15 protein-coding genes are annotated in these 21531 nt (G+C 65.0%); 10 read left to right on the plus strand and 5 right to left on the minus strand.

All coding sequences use genetic code 11. The features are described from left to right. The first annotated feature begins 18 nt into the window (after nucleotides 1–18). From IPM18_00405 to pstA, 7 genes are all read left to right on the plus strand, one after another. Nucleotides 19–1053 carry a carbamate kinase gene (locus tag IPM18_00405; protein MBK9118059.1) on the plus strand — a complete coding sequence of 345 codons (1035 nt, stop codon included), beginning with the start codon at nucleotides 19–21 and terminating at the stop codon, nucleotides 1051–1053. Between the two features lie 34 nt (nucleotides 1054–1087). Then, complete coding sequence (locus IPM18_00410; protein ID MBK9118060.1) at nucleotides 1088–1579, plus strand: universal stress protein; 492 nt, start codon at nucleotides 1088–1090, stop codon at nucleotides 1577–1579. 93 nt (nucleotides 1580–1672) lie between these two features. Beyond that, a complete protein-coding gene (locus tag IPM18_00415; GenBank protein ID MBK9118061.1) occupies nucleotides 1673–4126 on the plus strand; it encodes a VWA domain-containing protein in 2454 nt (817 codons plus the stop codon). 205 nt (nucleotides 4127–4331) lie between these two features. Continuing rightward, nucleotides 4332–5627 carry a hypothetical protein gene (locus tag IPM18_00420; protein ID MBK9118062.1) on the plus strand — a complete coding sequence of 432 codons (1296 nt, stop codon included), beginning with the start codon at nucleotides 4332–4334 and terminating at the stop codon, nucleotides 5625–5627. A gap of 165 nt (nucleotides 5628–5792) precedes the next feature. Then, nucleotides 5793–6827 (plus strand): PstS family phosphate ABC transporter substrate-binding protein, encoded by a 1035-nt coding sequence (locus tag IPM18_00425; protein MBK9118063.1) that lies wholly within the window; start codon nucleotides 5793–5795, stop codon nucleotides 6825–6827. 46 nt (nucleotides 6828–6873) lie between these two features. Continuing rightward, nucleotides 6874–7827, plus strand: coding sequence for a phosphate ABC transporter permease subunit PstC (gene pstC / locus IPM18_00430; protein ID MBK9118064.1), 954 nt, complete (start codon nucleotides 6874–6876; stop codon nucleotides 7825–7827). Beyond that, the gene (pstA, locus tag IPM18_00435) at nucleotides 7824–8735 is read left to right on the plus strand and encodes a phosphate ABC transporter permease PstA (protein ID MBK9118065.1); all 912 of its coding nucleotides are present in this window, start codon (nucleotides 7824–7826) and stop codon (nucleotides 8733–8735) included. Before pstC ends, pstA begins: the two co-directional genes overlap by 4 nt. A 71-nt stretch (nucleotides 8736–8806) precedes the next feature. Here the strand turns inward: pstA and IPM18_00440 are convergent, their stop codons facing one another. Then, nucleotides 8807–9136 carry a DUF962 domain-containing protein gene (locus IPM18_00440; protein MBK9118066.1) on the minus strand — a complete coding sequence of 110 codons (330 nt, stop codon included), beginning with the start codon at nucleotides 9134–9136 and terminating at the stop codon, nucleotides 8807–8809. Between the two features lie 213 nt (nucleotides 9137–9349). Between IPM18_00440 and IPM18_00445 the strand changes: the two genes are divergently transcribed. Both IPM18_00445 and IPM18_00450 read left to right on the plus strand, forming a co-directional pair. Next, a complete protein-coding gene (locus IPM18_00445) occupies nucleotides 9350–9970 on the plus strand; it encodes a hypothetical protein (protein MBK9118067.1) in 621 nt (206 codons plus the stop codon). Between the two features lie 473 nt (nucleotides 9971–10443). Then, nucleotides 10444–14265 carry an N-6 DNA methylase gene (locus IPM18_00450; GenBank protein MBK9118068.1) on the plus strand — a complete coding sequence of 1274 codons (3822 nt, stop codon included), beginning with the start codon at nucleotides 10444–10446 and terminating at the stop codon, nucleotides 14263–14265. 547 nt (nucleotides 14266–14812) lie between these two features. Here the strand turns inward: IPM18_00450 and IPM18_00455 are convergent. The 3 genes from IPM18_00455 to IPM18_00465 form a co-directional block, all read right to left on the minus strand. Beyond that, complete coding sequence (locus IPM18_00455; GenBank protein MBK9118069.1) at nucleotides 14813–16285, minus strand: aldehyde dehydrogenase family protein; 1473 nt, start codon at nucleotides 16283–16285, stop codon at nucleotides 14813–14815. A 110-nt stretch (nucleotides 16286–16395) separates the two neighbouring features. Beyond that, nucleotides 16396–18213: a glycoside hydrolase family 9 protein gene (locus IPM18_00460; GenBank protein ID MBK9118070.1), complete on the minus strand. Its 1818-nt coding sequence runs from the start codon at nucleotides 18211–18213 to the stop codon at nucleotides 16396–16398. A 147-nt stretch (nucleotides 18214–18360) separates the two neighbouring features. Further along, nucleotides 18361–19092, minus strand: coding sequence for a PEP-CTERM sorting domain-containing protein (locus IPM18_00465; protein ID MBK9118071.1), 732 nt, complete (start codon nucleotides 19090–19092; stop codon nucleotides 18361–18363). Between the two features lie 136 nt (nucleotides 19093–19228). Here IPM18_00465 and IPM18_00470 point away from each other — a divergent pair, with 136 nt between their 5' ends. Then, entirely contained in the window at nucleotides 19229–20557 is a 1329-nt protein-coding gene (locus IPM18_00470; protein ID MBK9118072.1) for a hypothetical protein, read from the plus strand. Between the two features lie 55 nt (nucleotides 20558–20612). Here the strand turns inward: IPM18_00470 and IPM18_00475 are convergent, their stop codons facing one another. After that, complete coding sequence (locus IPM18_00475) at nucleotides 20613–21503, minus strand: type II secretion system protein (protein MBK9118073.1); 891 nt, start codon at nucleotides 21501–21503, stop codon at nucleotides 20613–20615. Nucleotides 21504–21531: the final 28 nt, after the last annotated feature.

The raw sequence follows: 21531 nt of genomic DNA on the forward strand, positions 1-21531 counted from the left end.
TACCGGCCCGCCGAGCGCATGTATTCGCGGAAGCACCGAACCGCATGGGCACCGTACGCGCCCGATTCTATACTATCTCTTGTGGCCGTGACGTACCGCGACAAGCTGATCGTCGTCGCCCTGGGTGGGCACGCCATCTCGCAACCTGGGCAGGAAGGCAACGTCGCGCAGCAGTTCGAGAACACGGCCCGCAGCGCCGCGTACCTTGCGGGGCTGATCGCGGAGGGTTACCAGCTCGTACTGACACACGGAAATGGTCCGCAGGTCGGAAACGTGCTGCGCCGGGTCGAACTGGCCGCGGGGGAGCTGTACCGCTTACCTCTGCATATTTGCGGTGCCCACACGCAGGGCGGCATGGGGTTCATGCTCGCGCAGTGCATGAACAACGCCCTGCACGACCGCGGATTGCGACAACGCTTGACGGCGATCATCACAAGCGTGGAAGTCGATCCCTCGGATCCGGCCTTCATACAGCCGACAAAACCGATCGGGTCCTATTACACGGCGGAGAAAGCGGCCGAGCTGCGCAGCGCGGCGAACTGGGACCTGGTCGAGGTGCCGGGCAAGGGGTTTCGACGCGTGGTGGCCTCTCCGGCACCGCAGGCGCTCGTCGAGGTTGAGTTGATCCGGCGCCTCGTGGTCGACGGGGAATCGCTGGTCATCGCAGGCGGCGGTGGTATCCCGGTCGCGCGCGATGCGGCCGGGCACCTGCATGGCGTGGAAGCAGTGGTCGACAAGGACCGCACCGCGGCGCTGATCGGCCGACTCGTCGACGCTCCGGTCCTGGTGATCGCCACGGGCGTCGAGCGGGTGGCGCTCGATTACGGGAAACCGACCCAACGGGAACTGGCCCGCATGACCGTGTCCGAAGCACGCGCGCATTTGGCCGCCGGCCAGTTCCCTCCGGGCTCGATGGGGCCCAAAATAGAAGCGGCGATCGAGTTTCTCCGCGATTGCGACGCCCGCCACGCGCGCGTCGTCATCTGCGACCTGGAGCACATGGCCGCAGCGCTGCAGGGCGTTAGCGGAACCGTGATCTTGCCGGACGCGTAGCCAGCGCGGCCGCCGGCGCAAGGAGGCCCAGCCGATGGTCATTCATCCACAACGCATTCTCTGGCCGACGGATTTCTCGACGCTCTCCAGCTTGGGGGCTCGCTATGCCCAAGCCATTCGCCAGGTCTTCAAGTCCGAGGTTCACGTCGTACATGTATTCACGCCGGTGCTGACGGCCGACATCGCGACCAGTCTGCCGGCCGGCGTACCCGTTACCTACGACGAAACCGAGCTGATTGAGCTTTGCCGCGAACGCCTCCGGGCCGTGGTGCAGGAGCAATTCCAGCCCGCCGACGATGTGCGTTCCGAGGTCATCCTCGGGCAGCCGTGGTCCTCCATCTGCGATTACGCGCGCGAGCAGAAGATCGACCTCCTGATCGTGCCCACCCATGGCCGTACCGGGCTGACACGGGTGCTCATCGGCAGCACAGCCGATCGCATCGTGCAGCATGCCCCCTGCCCAGTGCTCGTTGTGAAGCAGTCTCAGCAGGACTGTGTGCACGACAACCCGCCGGTCCCGGCCTGAGCCGCGCGACCGAGGGTTGCGAGAACGCGGTACCAAAGGACATACTGCACCCCTGTCCGCGATGCTGTGAACCCTCGGTCCCTGCCGTAGCCCATGCTTGCAACCTTCGTACTGACCCACCCGACGTTGGCAGCGGCCGCTGTAGCGGTCTCATTCGGGCTGCTCACCCTCTTTTACGGGCGGCGCGCACGCCGTCCCGGGGACGGCTGGCGGATCGGTACCGGTGTGGCGGGACTCATCGCCGGCACCTCCGCCCTGCTCGCTCCCACGCAGGTCACCGCCCTGTTGCTGACGCCCCTCGGACTGGCGGGCGGTGCGTGGTTGATCACGGTGTGGTACTCATCACAAACCGCCGCCAGGAGCACGCGGGTGGCGCTGGTCGTTGCGCGCTGCAGCGCATGGGCGGCGGTATTCACCCTGCTGGCTCGTCCCGCGTGTGACCGGGAGCTGGTGGTCTGGGAGCGCCCCGTCCTCGCCGTGCTGCTGGATCAGTCGGCCTCGCTCGGCATTCGCGACGACGGCGAAAGCCAGCCGGCGCGGGCTGAACGAGCGCATACAGCGCTGCATGCGGCCAGCGCTGCAATACGGCAGATCGACGAGCGCTACGATGTGCGCCTCTTCGGCTTCGGCACTCAGGCGACACCGTTGTCGCAGTGGCAGATCGTGCCCCGGGCACCCGCCACTGCGTTGGTCGCCGCACTGCGTACAGCGCGTGAGTTGCGCTCGACGCGCGGGCAACCGCCGGTTGCCGTTCTACTCATCAGTGACGGCGGTGAGAACGTCACGGACGCCGCCACCGTAAGGCGTGCCGGCGCCGACTTTGTATTACAACGCACAGCATTGCTTTCGGTCGGGGTGGGGCCGCCGCCCGGACAGGTGCCGCGCATCGAGCTCGACCATCTGGCGGTCCCGCCGCGCGTGGGCCTGCGCGACACCTTTGTGGTGCCGGTACGGGTGCGGGCGCAAGGTGTTCGCGGCGAACTCCTAGCGCTGCAACTGCTTTGGAACGAGGACCCGTTCGCGGAAGCTACGCTGCGCCCCGACTACGAAATAGAGCACCTGCGGCGCGAATTCGAAGCGCTGCCCCCGACACCCGGTGTCCATCGCCTGACCGCACGGGTGACCTTGCCGCACGCTCGTGGCGGACAGGTGTTCGAAGTTTCTACGCTTGTCGAAGTAGCCCAGACACCGATCCGCGTGCTCTATGTCGAGTCCGCGCCCCGCCAGGAGAGCGCGTTCATCCTGCGCGCCCTGCGGGCTGCGGACGATGTCGAAGTCACACCCCTGTTCATCATGGGGGGCGGGCGGGTGGAACTCTGGCAGACGCGCGAGGAACGCGGACGTGACTGGTGGAGCAGCTACGATGTGATCATTCTCGGTCGATTACGCAGTGCCCTGCCGCGGTCCGCGCTCACCGCTCTCGCCGACGGGGTGGAGCGCCGTGGCGTGGGTCTCCTGCTCGCCGGTGGCTTTGAACTGCTCGCCAGTGATAACGTGCACGACTCACCGCTGACCCCCCTGCTGCCGGCGGCACTGCGGCCACACTCCTCAGCCGAGTTGGGTGCTCTGCAATTCCTGCCAACGTCGGCGGGGCTGGAGCATCCCGCGTTACGAGATGTCTCGGGGCTGCTGACTGAGGACGAATTGCGTGGTCCCGCCGCGCGTGAGGAGCGGCAGCGCCTCTGGACCCGGCTTCCGGCATTGGGGGGAGCCGCGCGCATCGAAGCCCGCAGCCCACTCGCGACCATCCTCGCAATGGATGGAACCGGACGCCCTCTGCTGGTGACTCAGGAGATCGGTCGCGGCCGCGGCGCTCTGGCCGCATGGGAGCAGACCTGGCCATGGGTGCTCGCGTCGGATGAAGGTCGGGTGGTCCACCGTCAAGTCTGGCAGCAACTTACCTTATGGCTCGCGAATCGTCGCCCGCGGGCCTGGGTCACTTCCGATCGGGCACGGTACGACCATACGACGTTGCTCTCCGCCGGGGCGAAAATTGCGATCTTCGCAGGTGTGAGCGGTTTGGGTACAGAAGAGCGGGCGGCACTGGCGCCGCGCCTGACGGTTCGCCGGATACTCAATTCGATGTTTGCAGCGGAACACGGACCGCCGCTCGATTCCCCCCTGCCTCTGGTGGCAGAAGGAGCAACCTGGACCACGACACTGCCACACACAATCCTGGGCACGGAAAACTTGGAGCCCGGGACATATGAGCTGGCCTTTGAGGCGCAATCGCAGGACGGCGCGACCTGGGAGGCCACTGGGCGATTCGAGATTGTCGCGGAAGACCTAGAACGACGCCCTCCGACAGCAGACCTCGCCCTGTTACGGTCAGTGGCGGCCGAGACCACCACCGTAGGAGGCCTGTATCGCGATATCGCCGAGTTGCCATCCCTCCTGGCCGATTTGGCACGGCAGGATCGCCGCGAGCGGTACGTCGAGCGCATCCGCTATGATGTGGTCGAGCGTGATCCATGGGGCGTGTTCGGCTGGCTGCTGACCGCCCTGGCCGTCGAATGGCTGGTGCGGAAGCGCGCGGGGATGACCTAATGGGCTTGACGGTGGGTGTCGTAGCATACGTCAAATCCCATTCAAGTTGACTCTCGTCCACACCATCCGGTATGCTTTTACATGGTTCCCACTCGGGCCGGGAACCAGCCAGTGCCTCGTTACACCATGCGGGCGCGGGGTGCCTTCCTCGAATGAGCCACGCTGCTCGGGGCAGTAATCACGCCGCTCGGACAGGAGAGAAACCATGGCAAGCTCGTACCCGCTGACCGGATTCACCATGCGCTCACACCGTGGTCAGATGCGCCTCACCGTCATCCTTGCAATCGCGGTCGTGCTCATTCCTGTTTTGTTGGGCGTGGGCTGCGTCAACGACGATGACAACATGGACCTCCCCGATCCACCCGCGGACCCGAGCCGTGGCAAGATTCTGTCACGTACGGTGCTCACCCAAACCACGGGCGGCAAGATTGCCGTGCGTCAGGTCCTGATCTGGATTCCCGAACTCAAGGACTGGTATGTCACCACCACGAGCCAGACTTTCAATCCCGCCCGGACACCCGAACCGGGTTTGGCAGCCGGTGCCCAGGCCGCTACGACCAGCGGCCCTCACGCCTCCGCAGCCGGTCAGGGACGCCAATTTCAGTCACTCGCGCTCTTCACTGGGGGAATCGCCGGTCGCGGCACTTTCGCTTCGAACACCGCGCTGCTCTACGACCACGAGGCCGAGGAGTGGACGGCACTCAGTTTACTCGATGCGCGCGTCGGCCACACCATGACCACGCTTGCCGACGGCCGCATCCTGATCGTTGGTGGCTGGAATGGTGACACCGCGCAGTCCGACTTTGCGCACACCTCCGCGGAACTGTTCGATCCGAGTACGCGGAGCTTTCGGTTCACGGGTCCCTTGGCAGTCGGGCGGACGGGTCACGCCGCAGTACGGCTTCCCGACGGCCGTATCCTTGTCACGGGAGGAGAACCGAACAATTCCGGCGGTGATGGCACCAGCGCAGAACTCTACGACCCGGACACGGGGAGCTTCAAGTCCACCACGCCCATGGTAGTTGCACGAGTCCATCACCATGCCGTACCACTTGTCGATGGCCGCATTCTCGTCGTTGGCAGCAACGGCACCCGTGTCGCCGAGGTCTTCGATCCTGCGACAGAGGCCTTTACTCCGGTCGGTGAGACAGCCGGCTTTCACGGCTACGGTGCGACCGCAACGCCGCTGCTTGACGGTCGGGTGTTGATCATCGGAGGCCTCGACAACGACGGGGTGTTCACGGACATCGTTGAAATCTTCGACCCGGCCACGAACACCTTCGCCGCGCTCACCGCGCTCCCGGAAGGAAGAGGCAACCATTCGGCGGTCCTGAATCCCACCGATGGCACCGTCTTGATCTGCGGCGGCTACACGCCCAACGGTGCCACGCTTGATTCCTGCCTGCTGTTTGACCCGGTGGCGAACACATTCCAGGTCACGACGAATATGCCGCAGGTCAACGCCGAATTCATAGGCGTCTTCGTTGAACGAGCGGAGTAGGAACCTCTACTCCCACAGGCACCGTTCGAGTTCAGCCCCGGAGACGAGGCCGCGCTCATCAATTCTTAACAGAAAACTCGCACTCCCTTTACCGGGTCTGCCTGTACTCGGTTTATCATCCGCGCATCTGCGGGGGCTTCCAGAATGTGCGCCGGAGGATTCGGGATGCTCAACCGGTACAGAACCCCAGCCAGACCCTTCGCAACGTTGTTCGTCACCGCGCTCGTGGGCAGCGCCGTCGCCCAGAATCCCATCCGCATCGACGGCTCAAGCACCGTTTTTCCCATCACCGAGGCCGTCGCTGAGGAGTTTCAGGCCGCGAACCGCGGGTTACGTGTCGTGGTCGGCATTTCCGGCACGGGCGGCGGATTCAAGAAGTTCGGCCGGGGTGAGACCGACATCTCGGACGCCTCACGACCGATTCTCGCCGGCGAGATGGAGGCCTGCCGTGCCGCGGGGATCAACTACATCGAGGTTCCGATCGCTTTCGATGCCCTCACCGTCATGGTGCACCCGTCCAATGACTGGGTGAAGGAGCTCACCATCGAGGATCTGCGCAAAATCTGGGAGCCCGATGCGCAGCGTCGCATCATGCGCTGGAACCAGGTCCGCGCCGACTGGCCGGACGCCCCGCTCAACCTGTACGGAGCCGGCTCCGACTCCGGCACGTTCGACTACTTCACGGAAGCCGTCACCGGCACCGCCAAGAGCAGTCGCACCGATTTCACAGCCAGCGAAGACGACAACGTCCTCGTGCAAGGCATCGCCAATGACCGCCACGCACTGGGCTTCTTCGGCTATGCGTACTATGCGGAAAATAAGGACAAGCTGCGCGCCGTACCGATTGTCAATCCCAAGGGCAAGGCCGTGCTGCCGTCCGAGGAGACGGTCATGAACGGCAGCTACAGCCCCCTGTCACGTCCGGTCTTCCTGTACATCAATGTCAAATCGCTCGAGCGCGACGAAGTGCGCCGCTTTGTCGAGTTCTTTCTCAAGCATGTCGCCGACCTCGCGCGGGAAGTCAAATACGTTCCACTGCCGCCCGAGGCCTATCGCAAGGCCCACGCCCGCGTGGAAAAACGTGAGATCGGCACGGCGTTCGGCGGCCATAGTGAAACCGGGCTGGAAATCAGCGAGTTGTTCAACCGTCCCCTGACCACGACGCCGCACCCGGCTACGACGGAGTCGAAACGCGACTGATGGCACCGGCTCTCGTTTCATCCCTCGAACCGGGAAGCACGCACCCATGACGACGCGCCCGCTCGCCACGCCCCAACGCCGACCGCGCCTGGCCCACACACCCGTGGGGGTGCGCACCCGGATTGCCCGGCGCATGGAACGCTTGATCGAGTTCGGGTTGTTCCTGGCCGCCGCTTCATCCGTGCTGATTACCGTGGGGATCGTGGGGGTGCTGGTATTTGAGGCCTCGGCCTTCTTCCGCCACGTCTCCGTCCTGAGTTTCCTCACCGGTACGGAGTGGGCCCCGACCTTCGCCGATCCGCGCTTCGGCATCCTGCCGCTGGTCTGCGGCACCCTGGTGACCACGGCCGTCGCACTCGCGCTCGCGCTGCCCGTCGGCACGATCTGCGCGGTGTGGCTGAGCGAGTTCGCCCCGGTCTGGCTGCGCGAAGGCGTCAAGCCGATTCTCGAGATGCTCGCAGCGGTGCCGACCGTCGTCTTCGGCTACTTCGCGCTGCTCTTCGTGACACCGCTGCTGCAGAAGTTATTCCCCGGTCTGCCCGGCTTCAACATGCTCTCCGCGGGACTCGTCATCGGCGTGATGATCGTGCCCTACGTCACTTCGCTCAGTGAGGATGCGCTCCGGGCCGTTCCCCTCAGCGTCCGCGAGGGCTCCTACGCGCTGGCCGCCACGCGCTTGCAGACCTCTTGGCGCGTGGTTTTTCCCGCTGCGATTTCCGGCGTGTCAGCGGCCTATGTCCTCGCCATCTCCCGCGCCATCGGCGAGACGATGATTGTCGCCATTGCGGCGGGGATGCGGCCGACCCTCACGCTGAACCCGGCCGACCAGGCCCAGACCATCACCGCGTTCATTGTTTCGCTCAGCCAGGGTGACGTGCCGCACGACAGCATCGGCTACCAGGCGATCTTCGCCGCCGGCCTGACCCTCATGCTCATGACGCTCGTCCTGAATGTGCTCGGATTCTGGCTCCAGCGCCGCTTTCGCGAGGTGTATGAATGACGTCCCCCATCGGGATGCGGAAACGCAGCGCGCGTCTCGGCGACACAGCGTTCTTTGTGATCGGGCTGGCTCTGATCACCAGCGCTCTCGCCGTCCTCAGCGCACTCGTCATCGGGCTCGTCGCCGACGGCTGGGAGCGCCTCACACCCGGATTCCTGACGTCGTTCCCCTCGCGCTTTCCAGACCGCGCCGGCATCCTCTCCGCCTGGGTCGGCACCTGCTACGTGATGATCGTCACGATCGGCACGGCCTTACCCCTGGGTATCGCGGCCGGCCTGTATCTCGAGGAATATGCCCGTCGCAACTGGTTCACCGCGCTGATCGAGATCAACACGACGAACCTCGCCGGTGTGCCGTCGATTATCTGGGGGCTGATGGCCCTCGGCCTCTTCGTCTACCAGTTCAAGCTTGGCCAGAGCGTCCTGACCGCTGGGCTGACTCTCGGCCTGCTCGTCCTGCCGATTGTGATTGTTGCCACGCGCGAATCGGTGCGCGCGATTCCCAAGTCCATCCGCGAAGCTTCTTACGCCTGCGGGGCGACCCGCTGGCAGACCGTCTGGTTCCATGTATTGCCCTATTCGCTCGGCGGGATCCTGACCGGTACGATCATCGCGCTGTCGCGGGCCATCGGCGAAACCGCACCCCTCGTTACCATCGGCGCGCTGTCTTACATCGCCTTCCTGCCGCCCTCCCCGATCCAATCCGGCGGCCCCGTCGTGTCATTTGAATGGCTGCGCTCCGAGTTCACCGTCCTGCCGATTCAGATCTTCGGTTGGGTCTCCCGCCCCGACACGCGGTTTCAGGCCAACGCCGCAGCCGCCAGCATTGTACTCCTCGCGCTGACGCTCTTCATGAACGGCATCGCCGCCTTGCTGCGCTTCCGCCTGCGCCGCGCCACGCGTTGGTAGCACGGACAGCATCGGCCGGCCTCGGCGCGTGCGTCGCTCTCCGGGTCGGCCTCATACGGCGCGGGGCCTCATCAGTCGCCCCCGCGACCACCCTCGCCGCCACGCTGCGCATAACGTGGCGACACCGCCACGTACGGTTTCCCGAGCCACTTCTTCACGAGCACGACCTCCCCCAGCTCGTTACCCTCCAGCACGTGCCCCCACCATTGGAGAAAGTAACCTGCGAACAAGAGGGCCACCGGCACCCACCACAGGTCGCCGCGCCACGTCGCGACCAGCCACACCGCCACGAGCAGCGCGGCGATCGTCAGTGGTATCCCGACGTAGTGCAGCCCACGCGACACCGGGTGCTGGTGCCGCTCGAACCAGTTTTCCAGCCAGTACGGACGCGTGCGCTTCATGCCCGCATGATACGGCCCGCTTCCCGCTCGTGCGAGCAATGCTTCGCACGCCACGCACTGTAACCCCCCTCTCCAAGCACCGCATGCTTCGCGCAGGACCGCGCTTCCGGCCACCAACCCCTCAACTTCACCCGGCCGCGCGGCCGATACCCCCCGTATTACGCGCCAGCCGGCTGCGCGCTGGCCGCCACCCTCCACCGGGAGCACGACGCCATGACCCTCACCCTCGACGGACAGCGCATCGCCGACGCCCCGCCGTCCGGGCCCACCTTGCAGGCCATCCTCGACGACGTCCGCACGCAACCCGACATGGCCGGCCGTCTCATCATTTCGGTCCGCTGGAACGGCCAAACCCTCGGCGATGAAGAACTCGGCACACGACTCGCCGAGCCCATCACCACCACCGACCAGATCGATCTCGAAACCTGCGACGCAGCCGAACTTGTGGCCCAGGCCTTTCGCGGCCTGGCCGAGGAGTTCGCCACGCACGCGGCCGAGCTGCCCACGCTCGCGACACAGCTCAGCACGGGCGGACTCGGGGACGCCATGCCGGGCATGAGCACCTTTGTGCAGCTCTGGCAGATGACCCAGCGCGTCTTCACCCATTGCAGCGCACTGCTGAACGAGGATCTCGCGCACTGGACTGTCGGCGGCCAGGCGGTGCAAGCCGCGCTTCAGGGCCTCGTCACACAACTCAACGAGCTGCGCAGCGCGCTGGAGAACGGCGACGCCGTGGCGCTGGCCGACCTCGTGCAGTTCGAATTTCCGCCGGTCCTCACGAACTGGCAGGAGCTGTTGAACGCGATCGCCACGCGGGTCGAACAATCCGCCTGACCGGTACTTGCTGCAAGCCGCCGCGCGCGGAATTGGGGTAACCCGCCCACTTGGGTGGCTTGGCTTTGATACAAGGTTCCGGAAAGTATCGGCGTCCCGCCGGTCGGGACCCAACGCTCCACCGGTCACGGGTGGGCCAGGCATCCGTCCGGCTTGGCGGTGAGCCCGCACCGGCATAATCCCCCTCCCATTCAGGGAAGGGCAGGTGGCGGGTTGTACGCCACTACACCGTTGACGCTCCGCCTTAGCGAAGGGATTTTGTGCCCCTGACTCGCAAAACCTGCGAAACCCACCGTACGACCGGCCCTGTGGACACCGTTTGTGTGTGAGGGCGCGGCTGGTTTGTACCGGCCCGGAATCTACGGTTTCGCATTCTGGCACGATTCCAGGCACTACGACCGCTTTACACGCGCTCACCGCCCCGGATAATCGTTGCCGCAGACAACGCTTGTCCAGTACCGGCGAAGGGTGACATGAGCGGCGCGGTCGAACAGTCCATCCACGAAGTCGATTTCTGCGGCCAAGTCGCGACGGCGGTAGCCGCGATGCACGCGCAGGACCCGACCTTCCCCTTCGCCGAAGCCCGGCTCGAAGGTTTCGGCACGGGCGCCGCGAAGCGGAAGCGGAAAGACCTGCGGTTCTTCGAACCCGACGGCAAGCTGGCGCTGTGCGGCGAAGTGAAGCTGCCCGGCACGGCCGAAGGCCGCTCGCCTTACGACGATGGCGTCTATCAGGACGCCGCGCAGAAGGCCGACAACGCGGCCGTCCGCTTTTTCTTCACCTGGAACGTTAACGTCTTCGTCCTTTGGGACCGCTCGCAATGGGATAAACCGATCCTGGAACGGCGCGTCCGCGAATGGAAACTCGGGCTGACGCTGGCCGGCCCCGAAGACGTGGCCCGCCCCGAAAACCTGGAATTCATCCGGACGCGCTTCCTGCCCGACCTGCTGCGCGACCTGGCCGACATTTACACCGGCCGGCGGCGCGATTGGACGATGCCGGCGGACGATATCTTCATCCGTTCGCTTGAAAGTCACCTGGACTGGCCGGTTCAGCTTGCGACGGCATACCTGATCGACCGCACCGACCGGAACAAGACGTTCGATGCCAAGGTGCAACAGTGGCTTGCCGATCAAGACTGGGGTTTCGTCCGCAATGACGCCGACCAATGGCGGACGGCCATGGGTAACATGGCGAAGACGCTCGCCTACGTGTGGGCGAACCGGCTCATCTTCTACAAGGCGTTGCGCGCCCGCTTCACCGACCTTGCCCGGCTGGAACTGAAGCGCAGCGTCAAGACGCCCGATGACGCGGCGAAGGCATTCGACCGCTACTTCCAGAAGGCGGTAGAGCGTAGCGGCGACTATGAGCCGCTGCTGTTCCCGAACGCGCAAGACTGGGCATCGGCAATCGTCTTCGAAGCCCCGAGCGCCTTGGACGCGTGGCGCGGGCTGCTGCGCGGTATCGAATCCGTGGACTTCCGCGACGTGCCGTCCGACATCGTGGGCCGCATCTTCCAGAAGCTCATCGGACCGGAAGAACGGCACCGCTACGGCCAGCATTTCACTGGCGACGACGTGGTGGACCTGATCAACGCGTTCTGCATCCGCGACGGCGGCGACAGCGTGCTTGACCCCGCGTGCGGCTCGGGAAGCTTCCTGGTCCGCGCCTACTACCGCAAGCGGCACCTGGACCCGACCCGCCAGCATCTTGACCAGCTCGCCGACCTATTCGGCTGCGATATCGCTCTGTACCCGGCGCATCTAGCGACGCTGAACCTGGCAGCTCGTGAAATCAACGATGAGGCGAACTATCCGCGCATCGTTCGACAGGATTTCTTCGACACGTACATTCCCATGAACGGCAATGGCGGCGAGAAGCCGCGACCGTTCTGTACATTGCCAGACATGAAGGGCGGCACGCTCGCCGTCGATCTGCCGAAGCTGGATGCCGTGGTCGGCAATCCACCGTACGTCCGGCAAGAGAAGATCGACAAGACGAGTAAGCCCCGCTACGCCGCGCTCGTGACGGGCGCTTGGGCCGACGTGAAGCTATCCGGCCGGGCCGATCTGCATTGCTACTTCTGGCCAGTCGCGACAAAGCTTTTAAAGCCAGACGGCTACTTCGGCTTTCTGACAAGCTCATCTTGGCTGGACGTGGAATACGGCTTCGCGCTGCAGGGCTGGATTCTGCGGCACTTCAAGCTTCTGGCAGTTATGGAAAGCAACGCGGAACCGTGGTTCACCGACGCCCGCGTAAAAACCGTCGCGACCATCCTGCAACGCTGCGATGATGAAGCCGAGCGTATGGCGAACCTGGTTCGCTTCGTGCGCTTCGACAAGCCGCTACGCGAAATCATCGGCGTACCGACCGGCAGCGACGAAGCCGAGCGGCAACAGGCGGTCGAACGGCTGCGCGACCGCATCTTGGCCGCGGCAGCCGATGAGGAAGATGATGCGCTACGGATCATCGTCAAGCCGCAACGCGACTTGTGGGCCGACGGCGTGCGGGCCGGCTCGATTCTGCGCGACGTATCGCCCGATGATGCCGAAGCGGAAGACGACGACGAAGACGGCGAAGGCCCGGACGCCGAAGGCAACGGCGAGCCGAAGACGCACTTCGATTTCGCAGCGGGCGAGTACGTGGCCGGCAAGTGGGGCCGCTACGTCCGCGCCCCGGATTTCTACTTCGAAGTGCTGCGCCGCTTCGGCCGGCGCTTCGTCGCCCTCGGCGAAATCGCCAACGTGCGGTTCGGAGTCAAGAGCGGTTGCGACGCGTTCTTCATGCCGCGCGACGTGACGGACGAACTGCTGCGCGAATGCGTCACGGACGCGGCGTTCAAGCGCCGGGCGGGCGGCGCGCCACGGAAGGACGCGGAAGCGGGCAAGCTGCGCGTGATTCAGGCGGGCGATGGCAGTATTCACGCGATCGAAGCCAAATACCTGGCTCCCGAACTACATTCACCGATGCTGGTTGATCGTCCAACGGTGCGGGCGAAGGACCTGGATCGCGTAATCCTGTTGGTCGGCCAACCGATGAAGGACTTGCGCGGAACGTGGGTTCACAAGTACCTGAAGTACGGCGAACAGGCCACGTTCGCATCGAAGAAATCGAAGGCCGTACCAGTCCCGCAGCGTTCAACGTGCGCGGCACGCGACCCGTGGTACGACCTGACGAAGCTGGTGAAGCCGGGCTTCGCGTTCTGGCCGATGGCGCAGCAGTACCGGCATATCATCGCGGGCAATCCTGATCACCTTGTCTGCAATCACAACCTGTTCGACCTGTATTCCGAAGACCTAAGCAAGCGCGAACAGGAAACGCTCTGGGCCGTTCTGAATTCGACGATGGTTGGGTTGTTCAAGACGTTCTACGGGCGCTGGGCAGGCACAGAAGGAAACCTGAAAACCGAAGTGGTGGACGTGAACCTACTGGAAGTGCCCGACCCGCGCGGCGTTGACGCCGACCTAGCAAAGCGGCTTACGGGCGCCCTTAAGTCGATGAGGCGGCGGACCGTCGGCCGGCTCATCGAAGAACAGCTTATGGAGCGACACTCACCCGAGCGCGCCCGCCGCATCGCCGCGGGGCCGCTCGTGCTGTCCGACGAATTGCGGCAGGACGACCGGCGTGACCTGGACGATGCCGTCTTCGAACTGCTCGGCGTCGGCGACGCGGCCGAGCGGGCGCAGCTTGTACAACGCTTGCACGAAGCGACGGCGCTGCACTTCCGCCATATCCGCGTGGTCGAAATCGATAAACAGGAACAGCGTGCCCGCACGGCGAATCGGCGGTTCAGTGTACTGGAACTGGCCGCCGACGCGTGGGACGCGGCCGAGCTTCCCGACCTGACACCGCTGGCCGAATGGGTCAGTAAGCAACCCGGCTGTGATATGGCGGTGAACATCCCCGAAGAGCGCCCGGCGGAAATGTCGCCTTCGCCCATGTTCGACCCTAACACGGTTTATTTTGGCCGGCGGATCGGCGGGAAAGGGCGCGACGGAACGGCGGGCGCGCAGATGGACTGCACGTCGAGCGGACAGGCACAGCTCATCGTCCGCTTGGCGAACGTCGGCATATCCGGCTGTGTCAACGTTCCGGCAGACGATGCGCCGTGTCTGGTGACGATGCGAGCGGTCGATACTCGCCTACACACGGCCCGGAAGCGCTTCGACGAACTCGCCGAAAGCCGCACGAGCGACCCGCGGCTACAGGCGCAGATTGTGGACCAGCTCACGCGCTGGTATGTGCATGGCCGCAACGCCGGCAGTCCGGCGGAGGCCGTGATAGAGGCCGGGTAGCTTGCACGGGGGGGCGCGCATCCGTCCGGCTTGGCGTCGAACCCGCGCCGGCATAACCCCCCTCCCTTTCAGGGAGGGGCGGGGGGCGGGTTATACGCCATTACACCAATGACGCTCCGACTCCGCGGAACAACCCGCAACGGACAATCTCCTCGGCATAGCGAACCTGTCTGTAAACCGGACTGACCACGTCGCTACCGGCGGCGCGTGTTGCAGACGGGTGAACTCATGCCGGAATTCTTTGCAGCAGAAGAAGCCCCGCGCGCGTCGAGGCATGCACGTTGCGCCCAACCCCCCTGTAGTCCCCCCCTTTAGGGGGGACGGTTCAGATCAGCTCTGCTCTGAAGGCGCGCGGGTCCCTTCTGTCCCCCCTTCAGGGGGACGGGTCAGGGGCCGCCCGACCCCGCCTAGCCCCCTGCGAGGGGGACGGTTCGCACCCGCGCAACCCCACCGCCCCTTGTCACTCTGTTCCGTTGTGACGTACTCAGCGTGCAATGTTCTTGCAGCAAGGCCGGTTGCCTGCGCCACCCGGCCTGGGCCGCGCGCCTTACAGCTTCACGTACACCGTCTTGACCTCCGTGTAGCTGCTCAGTCCGTACTCGCCCTTCTCGCGGCCGATGCCGGACTGCTTGAAGCCGCCAAACGGGGCGGCCGCGTCGAAGACGTCGTAGCAGTTCACCCACACCGTGCCGGCCCGGGCCCGGGCAGCGATCGCGTGGGCCTTGCCGATGTCGCGCGTCCATACCGCCGCCGCCAGCCCGTACGGGGTGCGGTTGGCGCGCTGCACGACCTCGTCGAGATCGCGGAAGCGGATGATGCTCATCACCGGGCCAAAAATCTCCTCGCGGGCGATCTGCATGTCATCCTGCACCTCGGCGAAGACCGTCGGCGCGACGAAGTAGCCGCGTTGGCCGACGCGCTCGCCGCCGCAGAGCAGCTTCGCACCGTCGGCCTGACCGGACGCGATGTAGCCGAGCACCTTCTCGAATTGATCACGGTCGACCTGCGGACCTTGCTGAGTGCCCTCATCGAACGGGTCACCGACCTTGCGACCGCGCACTTTCGCGACCATCTTTTCGACGAAGGCTTCATACACCGGCTCCTGGACGAACAATCGCGAGCCGGCCGTACAACACTGCCCCTGGTTGAAAAACAGACCGAAGTGGGCGCCATCGATCGCGGCATCGAGATCGGCATCGGCAAAGACGATGTTGGGGCTCTTGCCGCCGAGTTCGAGCGTGACGCGCTTCAGGTTGCTTTCGGCGGCGTACTTCATGACCAGGTGACCGACCTCGGTGGAGCCGGTGAAGGCGACCTTGTCGACATCCATGTGCCGCGCCAGGGCCTGCCCGGCCGTCGGCCCGTAGCCCGCCAACAGGTTGACGACTCCCGGCGGGAAGCCGGCCTCCTGGATCAGCGCGCCCACGCGCAGGCCACTGAGCGGCGTCTGCTCGGCCAGCTTCATCACGACGGTGCAACCGGCTGCGAGCGCCGGGCCGAGTTTCCAGGCCTGCATCAGCAACGGGAAGTTCCACGGGATGATCTGGCCACAGACGCCGACGGGCTCGTGCCGCGTGTAGCAGAAGTACGGGCCGTCGACGGGGATGGTCTTGCCCTGGATCTTGTCACACCAGCCGGCGTAGTAGCGGATGCACGCCACGGTCAGCGGCAGGTCGGCGGCGCGGGCGTCGGCCAGCGGCTTGCCATTGTCGAGCGATTCGAGCTGGGCCAGTTCCTCGCTGTGTTGCTCGAGCAGGTCGGCGAGCTTGTACATCAGCCGGCCGCGCTCACTGGCGTTCATCCGCGGCCAGGGGCCGGATTCGAACGCGCGGCGGGCGGCCTGCACGGCGAGCTCCACATCAGGGGCGTCGGCTTCGGCAACCTGGGCGATCACCTCCTCGGTCGCGGGGTTGAGGGTAGTAAAAGTCTTGCCGCTAACGGCGTTGACCCATTCACCGTTGATCAGCAGGCGGGTGGGACCGATCTTGACGTTGGCGCGGGGCGCCTGCCGGGTGGACATGGAGATTCTCCTGGCTGAGACAGAAATGCGGGGCCCGATCCGAACAGGCGCATGGTAGCACATCCCCCGCCCACGGCCAGTGCTCCGCGCCCCCCGTCGCAGGCCCCCCCTTACTCCGCCGCCGGCAGCTCCCAATTGGCTATCAGCAGCAGCAACGCCACCGTGCCGTCGATGATCGGCTCGTTGGTCGAGAAGTCCTCGAACACGTCGTGGAACACCCCCGCCTCGGACTGGAACCGGGCCAGCCGGTCTTCGCCGAAGGGTGCAAACTTCAGACTGTCATTGATATCCTTGTACACCGGCCCATCCACCAGCCCGCCCACCGGCAGGTGCCGCTTCAGCTTCCAGAACAGGTGGTGCGGCCGGCTCGAGGCATCGCCTTCTGCCGGTACGCCGATCACCATCGACACGCCCCAAGGATTGCGGCCGAAAATCCAGTCCCGGCACTCCGCCGCGAGCGGGCGGAACTGCCGATCGCCGGTCATGCGTTCGTACAGAACCGCCTGGGTCGCCACGGCGATGACGTTGTTCGTCGAACACCACACCAGCGGGGTGCCGAGCCGATAGGGGTTCTCCTCGGCAAGCACGCGGACACGCTCCAGCGCCGCACGATAGTAGCCCGCCAGCCGCGCTTGGTCCGCCGCATCGACATGCGGATACAGGCGCCAATGCGCGAGGTTCACATAGGGAAAGCACTCGTAGTGACCGTGGCGGGCCGGTCCCGCCGGTCGTGTCGTCGTTCCCGCTTGCGTCGTAGTTGCCGGCTGGGTGGTCGCTGGTACTGCCGGTCGCGCAGCGGGTGTCGTCGAAACGACCGGCCGCGTACCTTCTCGCCAGCCGATCCACTCGCTGTCGCCGGCGCGGTCGGCATACTCGAGCGCCTGTCGCAGGTACTCCGGCTTACGCGTGGCGATGTAAAGTTCCGTCGCGGCCCACTGGAGATCGTCGTAGAACGAGCGTTCGCCGTAGTAGTACGGTGCCTTGACCGGCACCGACATCGCCGTTCCCAGGCGCGCCCGCGCCAGCCGATAGAGCGACTCCGCCGGCTCGATCTGACCCAGCAACGCCAGCGCCGCCGCACTGCGGCCTGCAAGATTGGAGACGCCGGTGGATTCGTTCTGGTATTTCGGTCCCTGCGGGCGGCCCAGCGCCGGCCATGCCGTCCGCGGCCCGCCCGGTCCCCAGCCGTAGTCGCTTTCATCATCGTGCCAGAGGCGATCGGGCGGAGCGTGGTCCCGATCATCCGCAATTTGCACGTACACGGTGTCGGCGTCGGGGTGAATCTTGATCAGCAGGGCGGCACCATGCCCAGCTTCGTCGACCGCCCCAGCGAGTTGCAGTGCCGCCACGCAGTACGAAGTCGTGATCATGTGCTTGATGCGGTCACCGGCATCGTGCCAACCGCCCGTGAGATCGAGCGTACGTTCGCTCTCCGCATCGATCGCATCCCGCTGGTGGCACTGCTCGCCGGTGACCGGATTGTCGCCGCAGCGCTGCAGCCGCATAAATTCGAGCAGCTTGTCGGGCACGTCTCGGTACGCATCGGTACCGATGGAAAACGGTAGCGACTCCGCCTGGTTGAACCGCACGGTGTACCGTCCTGGTGTGCGGAGGGCGGTAAAATCGAGGCGATAATTGTGGGCGAAGGGACCCCACGCGCCGCAATCCGGGCCGATGTCCGCAGAATACTCGCCGACGTGGAATACGCCGGTAAGGGGCTCGTCGCTCGATAACAGCGCGATCTTGGGATCGTCGGGCAGGTACCCGATCTGGCTGGCCCGCAGCCAATACGCCCCCATGACCGGGGCAGTGAGGAAACCCGCGCACACAATCGCCACGACACTCAGGGTATAGAAGCTACAGTGCGCGGCGCGCTTCTGTGGGGCAGGATTACGTTCGCTGGTGGGCTTGGAACCGCGTGGGGACATGGCGTGTTCCTGGTACGGGCACACGTAGGGGCTTGTTCACGGCACGGTATCGCCCCGTCTGAACCGTGTCGAGTCCCATGGCCCCCCCGCCCTCCTGATTGCGGGCCTGGAGCGCGCCCCCCGGCGCACCCCAGACCGCCCTTCCACTTAGCGGCGCCGCAAGCCCAGCAGCCCCGCGAGTCCCAGCAATGCGAGCGTCGTCGGCTCCGGAATGGCCTGTACGGTCACATTGTCGAACCGCAACTCGAAGTTCGTGAAGCCGTAGAACCAGCCCGGCTCGAAAGTCGTGAAACGGATTTCGTCCACATTCGCCAGCACGCTGGCGAACGTGCGCCCCGGCGGCAAGATCGGTTCGAAAGTGTTCGGATCCTCGTCACCGGTGCCACCCCAGCCCGCCGGCAGCGTGGTCGCAGTCGGATCGGTGATGACAATCTCGAAATTCGTCCACTCGGAAGTGTTCGCCGCCGAAATCTCACCGAGGTTATACCACACGCTCACCCACGGGTAGTTGCTGCCCGGCGGGTTGTAGTGCACGAGTTCGACAATCAGGTTGCGTGGCACTTCCGTCCCGAAAAACGTGATCGAATCGACCTTCACATCGGCCGCGAGACGCACCGGCTGGCCGAACCGCGAGTAGTCACCGATCGTCGCAGGGTTGCTGTCGTTTCGCAGTGTGGCCCCGAAGGTGTCGACCATCGCCCAGCGCAGGTGCGCGCCTGGATTACCGCCACTCGGCTCGATGAAGTCACCGAGCACACCGTCATTCCCGAAGAACAAACCCCAACCCTCGTGCCCATCTTCAAAAGTCGTCACACTGGCCGGCGCCACCCCAACCACCAACCCCAGAACCACGGCTGCCAGAATTTGAAATCGACGCATCTGCCTCTCCTTCGCTGAAAGACTCCATTCCAGACGGTGTTCCGCGCGGCGGCCCGATGCCGGCGCTCGAACGAATTCTACCGCACTCAAGCGATGACCACTTGTGCTGAGCACATTCTGAGCATATGCTGAGATCATGTCAAGCGCTTCTTTTCCACGTGCCGCTTCCAGTCTCCGCGGCGCCGGGTACACTCCGGCCGGCGTCCCCGCCACGTTTCCCGTCGAACGCCCGCTTGACGATACCCAATTCGCCGCACTGGAGCAGGCCTTGCGCGCCCTGCACCGCGACCTGCGCGGGCTGCTGGCGACTCTACCAGTCGATGCCCAGTCCGCCAGCGGACTCGCACGATCACTCGAGGTCGAGCGCACGACCTGCCAGCGCGCCGTGTCCGCGGTCAACCAGCCCTACCCCGGGGTTGAACTCGTGGGCCAGCTTCCGGGGGTCGCCGGCCTGCGTGGCCTGGTGGAGGCCGCCCGCCTGCGCTGGGCACAAGCGAACGAAATCCAGGAGGCCGCCCGCCTGTTAAACGCTGCCGTCGATGATTACGCCGACGTGCTGCGGCGCCTGGCGGGTAGCCGCGCGAAACTTCTGGCGCGGATCAGCGCGGCCGATGCCCACGAGCCCCCCCCCGCGGAGCAACACGAGACCCACGCCCGGCAGTTGTTTACTGCCGCAGCGGCCCTCACCGGGCGGCAGTCCCAGACCTGGCTCGCGGTACATATCTTCGAGCCGTCCGCGCGTCCGGATCGACTGGAGCAGACGCGTGCCCACGGACTGATTCAGCACGTGGCGCGCGAAGACGCAGTCCCACTTACCTTCCATGTTTTCGCAACCCCAACGGCCGGCCTGGAAGCGGCCGACGACGTTGCGGAACTCGGGCGCTTCCACCCCCTTGCCCCCGGACCTGCCACCGACAGTGTGCCGGCAGAACTGCTGCGCCTGTTCTCGTCTGACCCACCGCCTATTGTCCGAGCACGACAGCCGAATGAGTTTCTCGTCCAGACCGTGGACCCCTCCACGGGCTCACACGGCGCCTGCGATCTTGTTTTCGGCCTGCGCGGGCGCATGGCACATCCCCTGACCGCGCCACCTTTCATGGAGGAAGTCTGGGCGCTGGTCAATTTCCCGGTGCGCTGGCTGTTGCTTGACGTCTTCCTCCACCGCGACGTGGCGCGTCGGTGCATCCCCGGAGTCGATGTTCACCTGTGGCGCCCGGATTTTGCTGCAACCGTAGGCGAACGTTGGCAGACCCGGTTCGCGACCGGACCCCGCCTGGAGGTGCTCGGCGGTGGATTAAAGCAAACCGATTCACCGGCCTATGCGCGACAGCGCGAACTACTGCACTTCCTATTCCAATCGCGCCACCTGAACCCAGCCGACTATGTCGGCTATCGCTGCCAGGTCGAATATCCGCTCTGGCGGACGGGTTATCGCATGACCTTTGACTTCGGTGAACCCACCTAGCCACCCCGGCGGCAACGGCGTCGGAGGATGGACGACGGGAGAGCGGCGCGGTGGCTCAGTTCGGTGCGATGCGCGCGTCGTAATACTTGCGCAAGTACCCCATCCGAACCGGTTTGAAACCCAGAACCGGGTCATTGGCCGAAAGTGTCGGATCCTGGTAATTCCCCAGGTTCACATGCTTGTGGCCCACTGCCAACCACCCGTTCAACGCTTTGAAGCGGTAAAAATCGTCCTCTACGTTCGGCTGTCGACCATTCGACACGTTCATCCGCTCAACGTGACCATCGAGGAACGCCATGAATCCCCGGCCGCGGTGCCGCGTCGAGATGCTGTCCCAATTGGACCAGCCGCTGTCGCGCACATATTCGAGGAAGTAACGGGTATCCTCCTCCACCACGAGTGGCGGCAAGACCGAGCGGGTCGCGTACTCCCAGCGGTTCAGGGGCGGCCCGGTCCGGCCGGGATGCGTCAGCAGCAGGCAGCGCCGCGGGAGGTGTATGGGGGCGCCGGCCATCACGAGCGGTGCGGTGTAACTGTAGCGCTTCAGGCCGGTCGAACGGTCCTCCGGCAGGGCCTTGTGGTTCGGACAGAAATAGACCTTGTCCTGCTCGCCGACGTAGGAGTAGATCGTACCGGATTGCGGTGCCGCTTCTGCATTGGCGTAGGCAAGATTGTAGTTGGTGGTGTTCAGCGAGTAGTTGGCCGTCCCGAGCCATTCCCGGTGGCGGTCGAACGCACCGCCGGGGAGGAAACCCTGCCAGTCCGCGGCATACGAGTTGAACCCCATGGCCACCTGTCGCAGGTTGCTGCTGCATACCGCTTGTCTTCCCTGCTCACGCGCCTGGCCGAGTGCGGGTAGGAGGATCGACATCAGCAACGCAATGATCGCGACGACCACCAGCAGCTCAATGAGCGTGAAGGCATGGGCAGGCCGGCGTCGCACCATCTTTCGACAGAGCATGCGGAAGCTCCCT

This window comes from Phycisphaerales bacterium (assembly GCA_016716475.1).
GTDB lineage: Bacteria > Planctomycetota > Phycisphaerae > UBA1845 > Fen-1342 > JADJWG01.

Coding starts and splice junctions, on each gene's coding strand:
- IPM18_00410 (MBK9118060.1), top strand. CDS start 1,088: ATGGTCATTCATCCACAACGCATTCTCTGGCCGACGGATTTCTCGACG.
- IPM18_00460 (MBK9118070.1), bottom strand. CDS start 18,213: ATGTCCCCACGCGGTTCCAAGCCCACCAGCGAACGTAATCCTGCCCCA.
- IPM18_00445 (MBK9118067.1), top strand. CDS start 9,350: ATGACCCTCACCCTCGACGGACAGCGCATCGCCGACGCCCCGCCGTCC.
- IPM18_00405 (MBK9118059.1), top strand. CDS start 19: ATGTATTCGCGGAAGCACCGAACCGCATGGGCACCGTACGCGCCCGAT.
- IPM18_00440 (MBK9118066.1), bottom strand. CDS start 9,136: ATGAAGCGCACGCGTCCGTACTGGCTGGAAAACTGGTTCGAGCGGCAC.
- IPM18_00425 (MBK9118063.1), top strand. CDS start 5,793: ATGCTCAACCGGTACAGAACCCCAGCCAGACCCTTCGCAACGTTGTTC.
- pstC (MBK9118064.1), top strand. CDS start 6,874: ATGACGACGCGCCCGCTCGCCACGCCCCAACGCCGACCGCGCCTGGCC.
- IPM18_00420 (MBK9118062.1), top strand. CDS start 4,332: ATGGCAAGCTCGTACCCGCTGACCGGATTCACCATGCGCTCACACCGT.
- IPM18_00450 (MBK9118068.1), top strand. CDS start 10,444: ATGAGCGGCGCGGTCGAACAGTCCATCCACGAAGTCGATTTCTGCGGC.
- IPM18_00415 (MBK9118061.1), top strand. CDS start 1,673: ATGCTTGCAACCTTCGTACTGACCCACCCGACGTTGGCAGCGGCCGCT.
- IPM18_00455 (MBK9118069.1), bottom strand. CDS start 16,285: ATGTCCACCCGGCAGGCGCCCCGCGCCAACGTCAAGATCGGTCCCACC.
- IPM18_00465 (MBK9118071.1), bottom strand. CDS start 19,092: ATGCGTCGATTTCAAATTCTGGCAGCCGTGGTTCTGGGGTTGGTGGTT.
- IPM18_00470 (MBK9118072.1), top strand. CDS start 19,229: ATGTCAAGCGCTTCTTTTCCACGTGCCGCTTCCAGTCTCCGCGGCGCC.
- pstA (MBK9118065.1), top strand. CDS start 7,824: ATGACGTCCCCCATCGGGATGCGGAAACGCAGCGCGCGTCTCGGCGAC.
- IPM18_00475 (MBK9118073.1), bottom strand. CDS start 21,503: ATGGTGCGACGCCGGCCTGCCCATGCCTTCACGCTCATTGAGCTGCTG.